At 37.9% G+C, this 15,426-nt stretch carries 12 protein-coding genes; 9 read left to right on the top strand and 3 right to left on the bottom strand.

Annotation, left to right across the window (positions count from 1 at the left end):
- Positions 1-6 precede the first annotated feature (6 nt).
- Positions 7-486: a cyclic pyranopterin monophosphate synthase MoaC gene (gene moaC / locus ACR2MV_RS10065; protein WP_434021785.1), complete on the top strand. Its 480-nt coding sequence runs from the start codon at positions 7-9 to the stop codon at positions 484-486.
- Positions 487-567: 81 nt separating this feature from the next.
- On the opposite strand, the gene ACR2MV_RS10060 is transcribed toward moaC, so the two are convergent.
- Complete coding sequence (locus tag ACR2MV_RS10060) at positions 568-1,107, bottom strand: hypothetical protein (protein WP_434021784.1); 540 nt, start codon at positions 1,105-1,107, stop codon at positions 568-570.
- Positions 1,108-1,472: 365 nt separating this feature from the next.
- On the opposite strand from ACR2MV_RS10060, the gene ACR2MV_RS10055 reads away from it, so the two are divergent.
- The 3 genes from ACR2MV_RS10055 to ACR2MV_RS10045 are packed head-to-tail and all read left to right on the top strand — an operon-like array spanning position 1,473 to position 5,477.
- Positions 1,473-2,588, top strand: a complete 1,116-nt coding sequence (locus ACR2MV_RS10055; RefSeq protein ID WP_434021783.1) for an NTP transferase domain-containing protein — start codon at positions 1,473-1,475, stop codon at positions 2,586-2,588.
- 7 nt (positions 2,589-2,595) lie between these two features.
- Complete coding sequence (locus tag ACR2MV_RS10050; protein WP_434021782.1) at positions 2,596-3,678, top strand: HesA/MoeB/ThiF family protein; 1,083 nt, start codon at positions 2,596-2,598, stop codon at positions 3,676-3,678.
- 29 nt (positions 3,679-3,707) lie between these two features.
- Positions 3,708-5,477: a MutS-related protein gene (locus tag ACR2MV_RS10045; protein ID WP_434021781.1), complete on the top strand. Its 1,770-nt coding sequence runs from the start codon at positions 3,708-3,710 to the stop codon at positions 5,475-5,477.
- On the opposite strand, the gene ACR2MV_RS10040 is transcribed toward ACR2MV_RS10045, so the two are convergent.
- Positions 5,478-5,903, bottom strand: coding sequence for a molybdenum cofactor biosynthesis protein MoaE (locus tag ACR2MV_RS10040; protein ID WP_434021780.1), 426 nt, complete (start codon positions 5,901-5,903; stop codon positions 5,478-5,480). It lies immediately after the preceding gene.
- An 8-nt stretch (positions 5,904-5,911) separates the two neighbouring features.
- On the bottom strand, positions 5,912-6,154 hold the full coding sequence (locus ACR2MV_RS10035) for a MoaD/ThiS family protein (RefSeq protein WP_434021779.1): 243 nt from the start codon (positions 6,152-6,154) through the stop codon (positions 5,912-5,914).
- Positions 6,155-6,335: 181 nt separating this feature from the next.
- On the opposite strand from ACR2MV_RS10035, the gene ACR2MV_RS10030 reads away from it, so the two are divergent.
- From ACR2MV_RS10030 to ACR2MV_RS10010, 5 genes are all read left to right on the top strand, one after another.
- Entirely contained in the window at positions 6,336-7,994 is a 1,659-nt protein-coding gene (locus tag ACR2MV_RS10030; RefSeq protein WP_434021778.1) for a 4Fe-4S dicluster domain-containing protein, read from the top strand.
- Positions 7,995-8,045: 51 nt separating this feature from the next.
- Entirely contained in the window at positions 8,046-10,937 is a 2,892-nt protein-coding gene (locus tag ACR2MV_RS10025; protein WP_434021777.1) for a molybdopterin-dependent oxidoreductase, read from the top strand.
- 57 nt (positions 10,938-10,994) lie between these two features.
- Positions 10,995-12,026: a redoxin family protein gene (locus ACR2MV_RS10020; protein WP_434021776.1), complete on the top strand. Its 1,032-nt coding sequence runs from the start codon at positions 10,995-10,997 to the stop codon at positions 12,024-12,026.
- 127 nt (positions 12,027-12,153) lie between these two features.
- Positions 12,154-13,875 carry a SulP family inorganic anion transporter gene (locus ACR2MV_RS10015; protein ID WP_434021775.1) on the top strand — a complete coding sequence of 574 codons (1,722 nt, stop codon included), beginning with the start codon at positions 12,154-12,156 and terminating at the stop codon, positions 13,873-13,875.
- Between the two features lie 55 nt (positions 13,876-13,930).
- Positions 13,931-15,426: SulP family inorganic anion transporter (locus ACR2MV_RS10010; protein ID WP_434021774.1), on the top strand; the 1,496-nt coding region annotated here is incomplete at its 3' end.

Below are 15,426 nucleotides of genomic sequence, written 5' to 3'. Positions count from 1 at the left end.
ATTATTTTGAGTAAATTTTCACATATCGACGATAACAACAATCCAAAAATGGTGAATGTTATTGAAAAAAAAATAACACAAAGAAAGGCTGTTGCTCAGGCAGAAATGTATTTGGGCAAAGAAATAATCTCCTTGTTAAAGGGAAATGAAATAAAAACCAAAAAAGGACCGGTATTTCAAACTGCTGTGATTGCAGGTATTCAAGCCGTAAAAAAAACCCAGGAACTTATTCCTATGTGTCATCCATTACTTTTGGATGGAATCAATCTTGATATTGATTTTTTTAATGAAGAAAACATCAGAATCACCTGTGCCGTTCATTTGGAAGGAAAAACCGGTGTTGAAATGGAGGCCCTTACAGGTGCTTCGGTCGCCGCCTTAACTGTATACGATATGTGCAAGGCAATTTCACAAAAAATGATTATCCAAGAAATCAAACTTTTGAAGAAAACCGGGGGCAAAAGTGATATCGATAAGCCATCCTAATAAAAAAAGCCTACAATATTTATTTTGTAGGCCTTTTTACTGATAAATGAAATTCATCCTAAAACACTATTTGGAGTCTGTTTATGGATCAATGGTGATTTTTCCCACGACCGTGACTTCAACAACAAAATTCATGGCACTTGCATCGCAAAGAGCCGTTCCGCCATATTCCATGGCGATCGTTTTTCCTGATTTAAGTGCATTCGCTATTCGATTTAGCTCATTCACTTCTGTTATTTCAAAAACAACCTGATTATCTGCAGCAGTTTTTACTACAAAATCATTTTGCAGGGAAACTTCATTGGCAACAGAAAAAGAACCTGAAACATCTCCAACAGGATCACCGTTAAAATTGATGATCTTATAGGATAATTTTGTTATTTCAACTTTTTCAATTTTATTTAAATAATCTTCTGTATCCTTATTCACAATGGTCAAATTACTTTGTTCTGAAAAGGAATGCCTTTCTCCGTTCGTTTGCTCAATTGATACCGGTATATTCTCAGTTTGATTTATATCGACTTTAAAAGATGGTAATAAACCAACTACATCATCCTCATCACAGGACGAAAAACTGATACATATACAGCATACAAAGAGCGCTATTAAGTTTTTTTTCATGGTTTAATATTTTATGGTTTTTCTTGATATGATAATATAACCGCACCCATATGAATCCAACAAATATATTATCAGATAGTTAAATAAGCGACGGAACAAAAAACGAGCTTGGTTGACTTAAAAAAACTCAAGTCAACCTGTAACAGGAAAGATGCCATGAAACAAAGTTTTTTACGATTGATTTCATACCTGGGGGAATAGGTTTATTAATCCTTTGTTTGACCCTTGAAGTTACGAAAATATATTGAGAATTATATGTTATAAAGGTCACTAAAATGAAAGATTCATTTAGAAATTCCTAAAATGATCTTTATTAAGTATTTTAGCTAAAATTTATTTTTCTAAACATTTTTTTGATGTAGTTCATGAAGAAACACCTAAAACATGCAAAGCTGAGTAGACGCGATTATGGAGAAAAAGCTACTTTCGAAATAGCGATCGTCGGGACTAAATGTTCCATAATTAAAGAATTGGTGAGTGAAATCTCCTTGAATATAGACGGTTCATTCAAAGTTGCTTATGCAGATGCTTCTCACAGCAAAGAAACGAAGCCTCCGGTTTTTGATGAGTATACCTTTCATCATAGCGGAGATCTCGCCATTCATGGCAACTATGAATTAAATCCATATACAGATAAGTTCCTGTTTAATTCGTATGACCTGCTATTTATAAATGGAAATCATTACCCTGGGAAAAATCAAATTCTAATATTGGACGATGAAAAGGAAGCTTCTGTGCTCAAGCGGATCGATCAATTGGATAACATCGCGTTTCTGATCAATCTAAACCATCGTTCCCGATTATTCCCTTTTCTACAGGAAAAATATCCAGCCATCAATGAGCTCAAAGCCTATTCTATTCATGATTTAGAAAACATTAGTGCCCATATTAAAAAGCTCGTCCAAACGAAAAGAGCGGCGTTAAAAGGATTGGTGCTGGCAGGTGGAAAAAGCATCCGAATGGGAACTGATAAGGGCTTGTTAGATTATTTTGGCAAGTCGCAAAGAGAATATTCCATTGAGATGCTGGAAAAATTGAATCTAGAAACATTTTTATCGGTCAGAAAAGAACAAAATATTGAACAAAAGAATGTTATTGAAGATAAATTCTTGGGCTTAGGACCATTCGGAGCCATCTGTTCCGCTTTTCAACATAACCCCAATACAGCATGGTTGGTGCTTGCTACAGATCTTCCCTATATTGATGAAAAATTAATTCGTCAATTAATGGATCACAGGGATTCCAGTAAAGTCGCTACTGCAATTAAAGGAAAAAGCAAACAATTTCCTGAACCACTGGTCACCATTTGGGAACCTAAAGCGTATCCAATTATGCTCCAGTTTTTATCACAGGGGATTTCATGTCCCAGAAAAGTGCTTATCAATTCAGATGTGAAATTGGTAGAAGTGGATGATGAATTTATTACTAATGTCAATACACCTGAAGAGTTTTCCGCCGTAAAAAAAGATTTGCACAAATAGTGGCTTCATGAGTAAAGCAAAGGAGAAAATGTTTATCAGACAGACCACTTTACCAGAGCTTGGTGCAAGGGGGCAAGAGAAATTATTAGCTTCGAAGGTGGCTATTGTTGGCTGTGGCGGACTAGGAAGTACTGCCGCAGTATATCTGGCTGCTTCTGGTGTGGGTCATATTCATTTAATCGATTATGATACCATCGATACAAGCAATTTACACAGACAAGTCTTTTACACCTTGGATGAAGTGGGAACTCCAAAAGTGACATCACTTGCGAGGCATATAGAAAACATCAGCCCTTTTGTGACTGTCAGTTATTCAGATCAACCTATCGCTAAAAACTCTATCGATGAGGAACTTCAGGACTACCCTGTCATTTTAGACTGTACTGATAGTTTACCCACCAAATACCTCTTAAACGATTATTGTGTCTTAAAAAATAAAGTATTGGTATATGGCTCTTTGTATAAACATGATGGCTATGCAGCAGTTTTTAACCTTCCGACAAAAAAGGGTAGATCAGCCAATTTAAGAGATGCTTTTCCCGAAATGCCTCAACAGCATGTGCCCAATTGTTCCGAAATTGGAACTTTGAATCCGATTGTAGGAATTATAGCATTAATGCAATCCAACGAAACGATCAAACTGATAAGCGGAATTGGAAAGGGTCTTGCAGATCAGATTCTAATTTATAATGCGATGGATAATTCTCAGTATAAAATGAAACTGAATCCGAAGTTCCCGGTTGAACGAATAGCCAAAATTTATAATAAAGAGAATTATTTTGACCCGGGTTGTGAGGTACAGGACCCTCTTTTACTGATCGATGCCAGCGAATTCAAAAAAAGGCTGGACAAAGGCTCTATGAACATCCTGTCGGTTATTGGAGATTCCTCTTATTCTTATCCCTTTGATATAGATCTTCGCATGACCAATTCAAAATTTGATGCGGCAAAAGTTGCTCCTCTATTGCAGCATGAGCTCGGGGTAGTTTGTCAAAAAGGAATTTCGAGTTATGCAGCGGTTAAAAAAATTAAAAAGGCCTACCCGTCTGCCACTGTATACAGTCTCAAGCATGGTCTCGAGAATTATTAAATCTATTCTAACAATTTGTTTGCTTTCACATGTCTGAACCATCTACATTCTATCAACAAGAGAAATCTAAGTTTGAAATTCAGCATGATTTACTGCGAAAAAAATCAAACCTGCACAGTGCTTTAAGGCTTGTTTTATTTCTTGTCTTGCTTTTTGTTGGTTATTTCAGTTATGCTAATATGCAAGTATTTATTGGAGTACTGGTAGCCGGTGTCATGAGCTTTGTTTTTTTGGTTAGCAAACATCAGAATCTACAAACTAAAAAACGACTCACAAAACACCTCATTGAAATCAACGCAGTGGAACTCGACGCATTAAACGGAAATTACCAGACCCTGGCCACAGGAGAAGAATTTATAAATCCTCTTCATCCGTTCAGTAATGACGTAGACCTGTTCGGCAAAGGTTCTTTTTTTCAATATATCAATAGGACATCTACAAGAGCCGGAAAAAAATTACTGGCTAAAATTTTGACCAGCAACGATGTGAATAACATCGTGTCAAAACAAGAAGTTGTGCAAGAGTTATCTGAAATGGCTGAATTCAGACAGCATTATTTAGCCCTGGCTAACATGGTTAAAACAGAAGTAGATCATACAACCATCGTCTCATGGATTCATAATTACCGTTCTTTTCTTCCAAAAATCATGCGGTTTTTACCAGTCACCTTTAGCATTGTTTCTTTGGTATGGCTTATTCTTGTTTCTTTTGAACTAATATCTTTCTATATTCTGATAGGATGGTTTTTTTTAGGATTGTTAATTATACTACCCTATTTCAAGCGAATCAATTATTTGTATTCAGATGCCGGAAAATTAAAGCGGACCTTTAAACAATACCACACCCTATTAAATGAAATTGAAAATCTGCATATAAATGCTTCATTGGCAGTAGCACAACAAAATACTATTAAGACCAGCAATAAAAAAGCATCTGTCATATTTAAAGATTTCTCTAAGATTCTCGACGCCTTTGACCAAAGAAATAACATGCTTTTTGGCATTCTGGGTAATGGACTATTACTGTGGGACCTGCGCCAAACCCAAAAAATTGATCAATGGATCGCAGACTATCACAATCAAGTTGAACATTGGTTTGATGTTATTGCCTATTTTGATGCACAGATCTCTTTATCGAATTATGCTTTCAACCATCCCGATCATTCTTTCCCTGTGATCAATGAAAAGAATCAGGGAATACACGCTGAACTTCTCGGTCATCCGTTACTCAATAAAAAAAACAGAATTTGTAATGACTTTAGGATCGATGAGAAAGATTTCCAGATTATAACCGGAGCTAATATGGCAGGAAAAAGCACCTTTCTCCGTACAGTTTCTTTAAGTCTAATTATGTCAAACTCAGGCTTGCCGGTATGTGCAAAATCGATGTTGTATTCGCCTACTAAACTAATAACCAGTATGCGAACCACAGATTCTTTGGCAGAAGAAAGCTCCTATTTTTATGCAGAAATAGTCAGGTTACGGTTTATCGTTGATCAAATGAAAAATGAAAAGTATTTTATCATTCTCGACGAAATCCTAAAAGGGACCAACAGTAAAGACAAGGCCATCGGCTCGAAAAAATTTGTTGAGAAACTAGTCAAATCAGGATCTACTGGAATTATAGCTACTCATGATCTGAGTTTGTGTGAAATTGAAAAAGAATATCCTCAGATTCACAACAAGTATTTTGATGCGAAAATTCAACATGAAGAATTAACGTTTGACTATAAATTAAAAGATGGTATCTGCACAAATATGAATGCCTCTTTTTTATTAAAGAAAATGGAAATCATATAATCATGGATGTGGGTTTACCCAGACATCTCCATCTTCAAAAAATTCTTTTTTCCAGATTGGTACAGTTTCCTTGAGGGTATCAATTGCATATTGACAGGCCTTGAACGCTGCATCTCTGTGTGGCGAAGAAACAGCAATTATAACTGGAACCTGACCTATACCTAAAGTTCCTGTGGCATGATGGATGGCAATTTTTGTCACTTTGAAGGTGTCAATAGCTGCTTTGGCAATCAAAGCCATCTCTTTCAACGCCATAGGCTCATACGCTGAAAACTCGAGTTTAAATACCTCCTTATTTTTTGTGTGATTTCTAACAGTTCCAACAAAGATAGATAGGCCTCCACAAGACTTGTCATCAACAAATCCATAGCATTCCTGAAGTGATAATTCACCTGCTGTCAATTTAATATTTATCGAATCTTCCATATATTTCTCTAGCCTCCGCTTACAGGAGGAATGATGGCAACTATATCGTTTTCAACCAAAGTAAGTTCTTCATCGGCATAGGATTCATTGACAGCAATGGCAAAGGAGTTCATTTGAGAAAACAAGGGGAATTTTTCAAATAAAACTGTTCTTAAAGTGCTTACTTTAAGGTCCTTCTCAATGTCCAAAAAGCCATTATTATCTCCAGCCAAATCTTTTGACATGCCAAAAAACAAAATCTTGATTTTCATATTTGATTTTTAACAAAAATAACCAATACGTTTAATAGGAAAAAATTAATCATAGACTGAATCTAAATTGATCTTTTAAAGTAAATTAAGTAACTAATGTTACAGCCTAAACTAGGCAATTGCATAAATTTGGGAAAGAGTACCTGCAATTCCCATAAAAATTAGGCAGAGATCTTTATCCTTGCTGAATAAGGTACTCAATCTAATAGAAGCCATTGCGCATATGAAATACGGATTTATTATTGACAACAGAAAATGTATCGGTTGTCATGCGTGTACCACTGCATGTAAGAGTGAACACGATGTGCCTGTTGGAGTCAACAGAACATATGTAAAACAAGTTGAAAAAGGAGTTTTCCCAAATACCCGAAGGATATTCTCGGTGATGAGGTGCAACCATTGTACCGATGCTCCTTGTGTTGAAATCTGCCCGGTAGAGGCCCTGCATACCCGAGATGATGGTATTGTAGATTTTGATAATAATCGTTGTATCGGCTGTAAATCCTGCATGCAGGCATGCCCTTATGATGCATTATACATCGATCCTGATAATAATACTGCAGCCAAATGCAACTATTGCGCACATCGAGTGGAAGTAGGCAGAGCTCCCGCTTGTGTTGATGTTTGCCCGGAACATGCCATTATAGCCGGAGATATGGATAATCCTCACACGGAAATATCCATGTTGCTATCCAGAGAGCAAGTAATGGTTAGAAAGCCGGAAAAAGGAACCAAGCCAAATTTATTTTATATCGATGGTGATTATCAATCACTTGATCCGGATACCACAGGGAAATCAGGTCCTGGACTTTGGAATTCTCAAGCCCGAGGTGTGGGTCACTATGCCAAAGCAGCAGAGAAAATGATGCATAACAATGATGATGTTAATCTCTTACAAATGAGTATTGATAATGAATTGGAAGCAGCGTATCAAAAGAAAGAAACTGAAAATCCTAATTATATTGATGTGCTAAATGGAAAAGCAAGAAGAGTATATGACACTCCGGACAAAGGTATTTTATGGGGGTGGGAAGTGTCAACCTATGTAACTACCAAAGCGATTGCTGCTGGTGCATTCCTGATACCATTGCTGGCATTGATACTGGGCTATGAGGTTTCTAATGAAACCAAGTTAATTTCTGTGGGAGTGTCCCTGGCCTTTTTAGGTCTTACCGGATTGTTTCTTGTCATGGATCTCGATCGGCCGGATCGTTTTTTGAATGTGTTGTTGAGACCTCAATGGAATTCATGGCTGGTCAAAGGTGGTTATACCATCTCAATTTTCGGACTGCTTATGACAGTATGGGGTGTAGCTACCTACTTTGAATGGGAAATTCCTGAAAAGTTCCTTTTAGCTGTTACGGCTGTTTTCGGTATCATCCTTGCCATCTATACTGCGTTTCTTTTTGCTCAGGCCAAAGGCCGTGATTTTTGGCAAAGCCCAACCTTGCCCTTACATATGCTTGTGCATAGTGTTCTTGCAGGTGCTGCTATTTTTGCCCTACTGGCCGTTGTATTGCAACCTGAAGGATGGATGGAAATTTTAGGCACTGTCATTTCTATTTCACTGGTGGTAAATTTACTGACAATTATTACGGAGTTGAGCATTACACATCCAACAAAAGCTGCAAAAAAAGTAGTTCAGCTTATTCTTAAAGAAAGGTATAAAACCTTGTTTTGGTTAGGAACGATCATTCTTGGAAACATTTTACCCTTAATTTTGATTCAATTCTTACCAGGTCAAATGTCATTAGCTTTGGCCGGAGTATTCATCCTTATTGGAATATATGTCACCGAAAAAATATGGGTTGAGGCGCCGCAACGTATTCCTCTTGCCTAGTTATTTAAATTAAAAGATTTGTAAAAATCTCTAACTATTAATATCACGAATATGGGCTATAAAAAAGCATCCTTTATAGAAAATTTAGCTGAAAAAATTGGTCTTATTCCAGACCTTCATAAGGAAGGGTACCAAAAGCATGATGCTGACATGCGCCATTTTACAGATGAAGAAGTTGCTGCGATGTATGAGAATTTTCCTCCTCCGGAAAAATGGAATAACTGGGAAGAATACGATCCAAAGGCATGGCCCAATAAAAAGAAAAATAACTACCAAATTGTGCCTACTACCTGTTTTAATTGTGAGAGTGCCTGCGGGTTAACCGCCTTTATTGAAAAAGGTTCAGGTGAGATCAAGAAGTTTGAGGGAAATCCATACCACCCTGGGAGCAGGGGTAGGAATTGTGCGAAAGGTCCTGCTACAATCAATCAGGTAACAGATCCCGATCGAATCTTATTCCCCTTAAAAAGAAAAGGAAAACGCGGAGAAGGAGAATGGGAAAGGATTTCCTGGGACGAAGCTTTGGATACTATAGCCGACAGAATCAGAAAAGCTCTTAAAGAAGAAAGACATAATGAAATTGCCTATCACGTAGGAAGACCGGGTCATGAAGGTTTTATGAATTGGGTTTTACCTTCCTGGGGAATTGACGGACATAATTCACATACCAACATCTGTTCTTCAGGCGCTCGTTTTGGATACAACATCTGGTATGGATATGACAGACCATCTCCTGATCATGCTGAGGCAAAATTTATTTTATTAATCTCAGCACATCTAGAGTCGGGTCATTATTTCAATCCACATGCCCAGAGAATTATTGAAGGAAAAATGAAAGGTGCCAAATTAGCCACCATGGATCCTCGTTTGTCAAATACGGCTTCTATGAGTGATTATTGGCTTCCTTCCTACCCTGGAACAGAAGCCGCAGTCCTTTTGGCCATGGCATTGATTATTTTACAAAAGAAATTATACAACCGTTCCTATCTGGAAAACTGGACAAACTGGCAAGAATATTTGGAAGTTAAACATCCTGAAAAGGAAGTTGTTTTTGAAAATTATATAGAAGCCATGATTGAGGAGTATAAAGAGTTTACTCCAGAATTTGCCGAAAAAGAATCCGGTGTAAAGGCAGAAATGATACAGGAAATAGCTGTAAAAATTGGCGAAGCTGGGGAACGATTTGCCAGTCATAACTGGAGAAGTGCCGGTGCGTCAAACCTTGGAGGCTGGGCGGTCGCAAGATGTTTACATTTTTTAACTGTGCTCACAGGTGCCGTTGGTAGCAAAGGTGGAACTTCTCCAAATTCATGGAACAAGTTTAAACCCGAAGTCCCGAATCCTCCAAAACCACAAAAAAAGTGGAACGAATTACATTTTCCGAAGGAATATCCTTTGGCCTTTTTTGAAATGAGCCAGTTACTTCCTCATTTCTTAAAAGAAGGACGTGGAAAAATGGATGTATATTTTTCACGGGTTTTTAATCCTGTTTGGACCTACCCTGATGGATTTACCTGGATGGAAATGTTTATGGATGAATCCAAATTCGGACTTCACACGGCCCTGACCCCAACCTGGAACGAAACAGCCTTTTTTGCTGATTTAGTCCTTCCAATGGGACTTGCTCCTGAACGGCATGACATTAATTCTTATGCAACTCATGGAGGAACCTGGGTGGCATTCAGGCAACCTGTGCTAAGAGAAGCGGCCAGAAGAAACGGGAATCCTGTGGAATACACTTATGAAGCCAATCCCGGAGAAGTTTGGGAAGAAGATGAGTTCTGGATAGAATTGAGCTGGAGGATCGATCCGGATGGAAGCATGGGTATCCGAAAGCATTTTGAATCGCCCTACAGACCTGGAAAAAAAATCACGATTGAAGAATATTATCAATATATTTTTGAAAGAATCAAAGGCTTGCCCGAAGCTGCAAAAAAAGAAGGCATCACAGAATTTGAATACATGTCAAAATATGGCGCTTTTGAGATAGAAAAAGGAGAATCATATAAAAAGAATGAAGAATTATTGAGCGAAGCACAATTGAAAGGTGCTGACATCGATAAAAAGACAGGTGTTATCAGAAAAGGCAAAAAAGACATCGGTGTGATGATTAATGGAACAGCCATGGTTGGATTTCCAACCCCATCGAGAAAAAATGAATTCTATTCTCAGACCATGGTAGATTGGAACTGGCCCGAATACAGCACACCAACCTATATCAAAAGTCACATTCACAATGATGTATTAGATAAGTCAAAAGGTGAATATGTGCTCGTCCCCACATTTAGATTGCCTACCTTGATTCATTCCAGATCTGGAAATGCGAAGTGGCTGGTGGAGATCTCTAACCGAAATCCTATTTGGATGCATCCAGAGGATGCTGCAAAATGGGGATTTAATACAGGAGATCTGGTGAAGTTAAATACGGATATAGGATATTTTGTAGATAAAGTCTGGGTAACACAGTCTATGAAACCCGGAGTTGTGGCATGTTCACATCACATCGGACGATGGAGACGGGAACAAGATACCATCGGAAACAGATGGGCAACAAATACTGTAGATATTGAAAACAAGGAAAGTGGTAAATGGATTATGAGAACCAAAAGAGGGATCAAACCCTTTGAATCCAGTGACAAGGATTCTAAAAGAATCTTTTGGAAAGACGGTGGAGTTCATCAAAATATTACCCATGCGGTACATCCCGATCCGATTAGTGGTATGCATACCTGGCACCAGCGTGTGCGTATCGAAAAGCCAGGAAAAGATGATCAGTATGGAGATATTTTTGTGGACACGAATAAATCACATGAAATTTATAAAGAATGGTTATCCATGACGAGACCAGCACCTGGTCCCGATGGCTTAAGAAGGCCTCTTTGGTTCAAAAGGGCATTCAAACCTGATGAATCTGTTTATTATGTTAAAGACGAGAAAAAATAAACCGATACACTAGAATATATTTTATATTTGGCCATATAATTATTCTAAAAAATTCAAATGAAAAAAGTTATTTATTTCTTGGTTTTAGTGGCCATTGCATCCTGTGAAAACCAACCAAAAGATTATGTGTCAATCTCCGGTCAAATTACTGATAAGAATAGTGATTCTGTGGTGATTAGAAACAGGACGTTTTCAAAAACCATTCCCGTAAAGGAGGATGGATCATTTAGCGATACTTTAAAAGTCGAATCGGGGACCTATTCGCTCTATGATGGAGGTGAATCAACCGCCGTTTTTCTTAAAAATGGTTATGATTTGCATCTTACTTTGGATACCAAAATGTTTGATGAAACTATTAAGTATGCAGGAAACGGAGCAGAACAAAGTAACTTTCTAGCAGCAAAATCTCTCTTACAGGAGAAGCTTTTAGATTTGGATGCCTTACTGCTATTGGATTCAATTGATCGTGAGGAAAAATTTGTCTCTATTAAAACTGAACTGACTGATTTTTACAATTCAGATAAGAAAATTGATACTTCCATTGTAAACAGCAGTTTGAAAAGTATCGACCCGATGCTTGATTCTTACAGAAGATACATCAATGAAGAAATAGCCATGAAAAAGGCGTTGCCAAAAGGTGCACCTTCTCCTTCATTTGAAGATTTCGAAAATTATAATGGTGAAAAAACCTCTCTTGCCGATTTAAAAGGTAAATATGTTTATATTGATGTTTGGGCAACATGGTGCGGACCTTGTAAGGCTGAAATTCCTTCTTTGAAAAAGGTTGAAAAAGAGTATCATGATAAGAACATAGCTTTTGTCAGTATGTCAATTGACGATGACAGATCCCATAGTGGTTCTTGGGAGAAGGCTAATGAAGACTGGAAAAAAATGGTGCATGAAAAAGAGCTTGGAGGAATTCAACTTTTTGCACCCAAAGGATGGCAAACAGAATTCGTAAAAGATTACAGAATTAATGGTATTCCACGTTTTATTTTGATCGATCCGGAAGGGAACATTGTAAGTGCAAGCGCACCAAGACCTTCCAGCGAAGAACTGATTAAACTGTTTGACGAAGAAAACATTTAACGAATAATCGTTACCAGGAACTATATTAGTTCCTTCTAGAATATAATTTGATAACAATTCCTTTGTACCAGGTAGAAAGGAATTGTTATCATGGGTATTCTTCGTTTTTTAATCAATAGCTAGAACAATGCTACAGCGAATATTTCCATTTTTAGTTTGGTTGCCACTGGCAAAGAAATCATGGAAGGATGACTTGATAGCAGGAATCACAGGAACCGTCATTGTGATTCCTCAGGCCGTAGCTTTTGCCATTATCGCAGGTTTACCTCCCGTTTATGGCTTTTATACCGCCATCATTACCCCAATTATAGCTGCCTTATTTGGATCCTCTTATCATCTGATATCCGGTCCTACAACTGCCATTTCCATTGTAGTTTTTGCCACAGTTAGTGAAATGGCGGATGCCACAACTGAAATGGAAAATTACGTGGCACTGACACTTGTCCTCACTTTTATGGCAGGCCTTATTCAGTTTGCCATGGGTTTGGCAAGAATGGGTAAACTTGTCAATTTTGTATCACACTCAGTGATCATTGGATTTACCGCAGGCGCCGGTGTCCTGATTGCCTTTAAACAGCTTCAACATGTTTTTGGTTTAGAGATTCCCAGAGGAAGCTCATTTTATGAAACTCTAAAAACAATTATTGTTAATATTGAACAAACCAATTGGTATGTTTTTGCAGTGGCCATCGGAACCATGTTGGTCGCAATAATCATTAAGAAGTTTATCAAGCCCCTTTCAAGATTTTATATGCTTATTGCAATGGTGTTGGGAAGTGTACTTGCCTATCTGCTGGGAGGAGAGGCAAATGGTATAGAAAATGTCGGTGAAATTCCTTCTAGCTTACCTGCTTTTAACATTCCTGCATTCACCCTGACCAACATACAAGAATTGAGCACCGGGGCACTGACTCTTGCTCTGCTCGGATTAATCGAAGCAGTTGCCATTGCCCGTTCTATTGCTTTGGCATCAAACCAAAGAATTGATGGCAATCAAGAATTTAAAGGACAGGGATTATCGAATATGGTCGCTAGTTTCTTTTCAAGTTATATGGGTTCTGGTTCATTTACAAGATCTGGAGTAAATTATCAGGCGGGTGCCAAGACACCAATGTCTGCTATTTTTGCCGCGGTCTTTTTAATGCTGGTCTTGCTTTTGTTCTCCAATTATGCCTCTTTTTTACCTAAATCAGCCATGGGTGGAATCATTCTTTTGGTTGGTTATAATCTAATCGATTTTCACCATATTAAACAAGTATTTAAAAGTAGTGGAAGGGAACTCATTGTGCTAGGCACTACCCTTTTTGGCGCCTTGTTCTTCGAATTAGAGACAGCCTTATTTTCTGGTATCGGACTATCACTGTTCTTCTATCTGGAAAAAACTGCCAAACCTAATATCGCGATTCTGGGTACTACTAAAACACATCGATTTGTCAATGTTATTAGAGACCCTGATGTAAAAGAATGTCCTCAATTAAAAATAGTTCGCATAGATGGTTCTATCTACTTTGGTGCCCTTGAAGTCGTTTCTGAATTTTTTTCAAATCTTTATGATAAAGGTGAAGTGAAACATGTATTAATCGTTGCCAAGGGTATTAACTTTATTGACCTTGCCGGTGCAACATGGCTTTCCTATGAAGCTAAAAAATGGCAGAAAAGAGGTGGAGGGCTCTATTTCAGTGGTTTAAAAATCGTAAGTCAACAAATCCTGAAAAAAGGGGGATTTCGGGATGAAATTGGAGAAGAAAACTTTTACAAAGACAAACCGACTGCTATCAGCAGTATTTTTAGCAAGCTTGACAAAGACATTTGTAGCAATTGTAAAGTTCGTATCTTTCACGAATGTTAAGCCCTACAGTTCAAAATTCATAAAAAATTCTCAACCCACTTATTCCTAACTATTTATGCATATAAGAGAGTATATTCCTATTCTTGATTGGCTGCCAAAATATCAAAAGAAATGGTTGAAAAGTGATCTTTTTGCCGGTTTGACTATTGGTGTTATTCTGATTCCTCAGGGAATTGCCTATGCAATAATAGCAGGTTTACCTCCCATTTATGGTCTGTATACTGCCATGATACCTCAGATTGTATATGCCTTTTTAGGAACTTCCAGGCAATTGGCGATAGGACCGGCTGCGATGGACTCACTTATTGTGGCATCCGGAATTGGTATGTTGGCCAGTGTTGGGTCTGAGCACTTTATTGTTCTTGCTGTGTTATTGGCATTTATGGTGGGGTTTTTTCAAGTCTTATTTGGGATTTTCAGATTGGGATTTTTGGTCAATTTCCTGTCCAAACCTGTCATTAGCGGCTTTACATCCGGCTCGGCTGTCATTATTGGGATGAATCAAATCGGAAATCTACTGGGAATCGAATTGGAAAGGAGTAATCATATTCAGTCTTTACTAATCGAACTTTTTGATAAGATTACAAGTATTCATTGGACTACTGCTACGATCGGAATTGTCTCGATCCTGATTATTGTTGTCATAAAAAATATCAGTAAAAAAATTCCTGCCTCTTTGGTCATTGTTGTACTGGCGATTTTAATTGTCTATTGGTTTCAGTTAAGCAACAACGGAGTTCAGATATTGGGTGAAATACCACAAGGACTTCCTTCTTTTGTTATCCCAACCTTTGACCGGGCATTGATGGAGGAACTATCCGGATTGGCGTTAACTTTGGGCCTCATCGGTTTTATGGAAGCAATTTCAATCGCTAAATCAATCGAAGTAAAACACAATAGTTATAATGTGGTTGCAAATAAAGAACTGGTAGCGCTTGGTTTTAGCAATATGGCTGGATCTTTTTTTCAGACCTATCCTGCTACTGCTGGCTTTGCTCGAACTGCAGTGAATGATCAATCCGGGGCAAAAACTCCGTTGTCTTCTTTGTTTGCCGCGCTGATCATCGGGCTTTCATTGTTATTCCTAACACCGGCATTTTTCTTTTTACCGAAAGCAGCACTGGCGGCTGTTATTATGGTCGCTGCCTTTGGACTTTTGGATTTTTCCATGCCTAAAAACCTTTTAAGTTATAGTAAAAGAGATCTTCTTATTTTAAATAGCACCTTATTAGTAACGGTATTTATTGGTATTAAAGAAGGCATTTTATTCGGAATTATCCTTTCTCTGGTCATGCTCATATACAGAACTACAAAGCCGCATATGGCCATACTAGGAAATGTGCCCGGAACACATTTCTACAGAAATATTAGTCGCTTTGATGATCTTATCGTCCAAAAAGAGATTTTGATTATCAGGTTTGACGCTCAATTATATTTTGCAAACATTGCCTATTTTAAAGAACGAATAAAAGCTTTTGCCAAGGAAAAAGGGCCTGACCTGGAATTAATCGTGATTGATTCAGAAAGTATGAATGCTGTCGACAGCAGCGC

Source organism: Lutimonas sp., from assembly GCF_051011215.1.
Classification (GTDB): Bacteria; Bacteroidota; Bacteroidia; order Flavobacteriales; family Flavobacteriaceae; genus Lutimonas.
Note: the sequence above shows the minus strand (reverse complement) of the source record. Positions and strands in the feature narration are given on the sequence as shown.

Bases quoted from the DNA above. Each gene is read 5' to 3' on its own strand.
- ACR2MV_RS10060 (WP_434021784.1), bottom strand. From the start codon at position 1,107: ATGAAAAAAAACTTAATAGCGCTCTTTGTATGCTGTATATGTATCAGT.
- ACR2MV_RS10055 (WP_434021783.1), top strand. From the start codon at position 1,473: ATGAAGAAACACCTAAAACATGCAAAGCTGAGTAGACGCGATTATGGA.
- ACR2MV_RS10050 (WP_434021782.1), top strand. From the start codon at position 2,596: ATGAGTAAAGCAAAGGAGAAAATGTTTATCAGACAGACCACTTTACCA.
- ACR2MV_RS10045 (WP_434021781.1), top strand. From the start codon at position 3,708: ATGTCTGAACCATCTACATTCTATCAACAAGAGAAATCTAAGTTTGAA.
- ACR2MV_RS10040 (WP_434021780.1), bottom strand. From the start codon at position 5,903: ATGGAAGATTCGATAAATATTAAATTGACAGCAGGTGAATTATCACTT.
- ACR2MV_RS10035 (WP_434021779.1), bottom strand. From the start codon at position 6,154: ATGAAAATCAAGATTTTGTTTTTTGGCATGTCAAAAGATTTGGCTGGA.
- ACR2MV_RS10025 (WP_434021777.1), top strand. From the start codon at position 8,046: ATGGGCTATAAAAAAGCATCCTTTATAGAAAATTTAGCTGAAAAAATT.
- ACR2MV_RS10020 (WP_434021776.1), top strand. From the start codon at position 10,995: ATGAAAAAAGTTATTTATTTCTTGGTTTTAGTGGCCATTGCATCCTGT.
- ACR2MV_RS10015 (WP_434021775.1), top strand. From the start codon at position 12,154: ATGCTACAGCGAATATTTCCATTTTTAGTTTGGTTGCCACTGGCAAAG.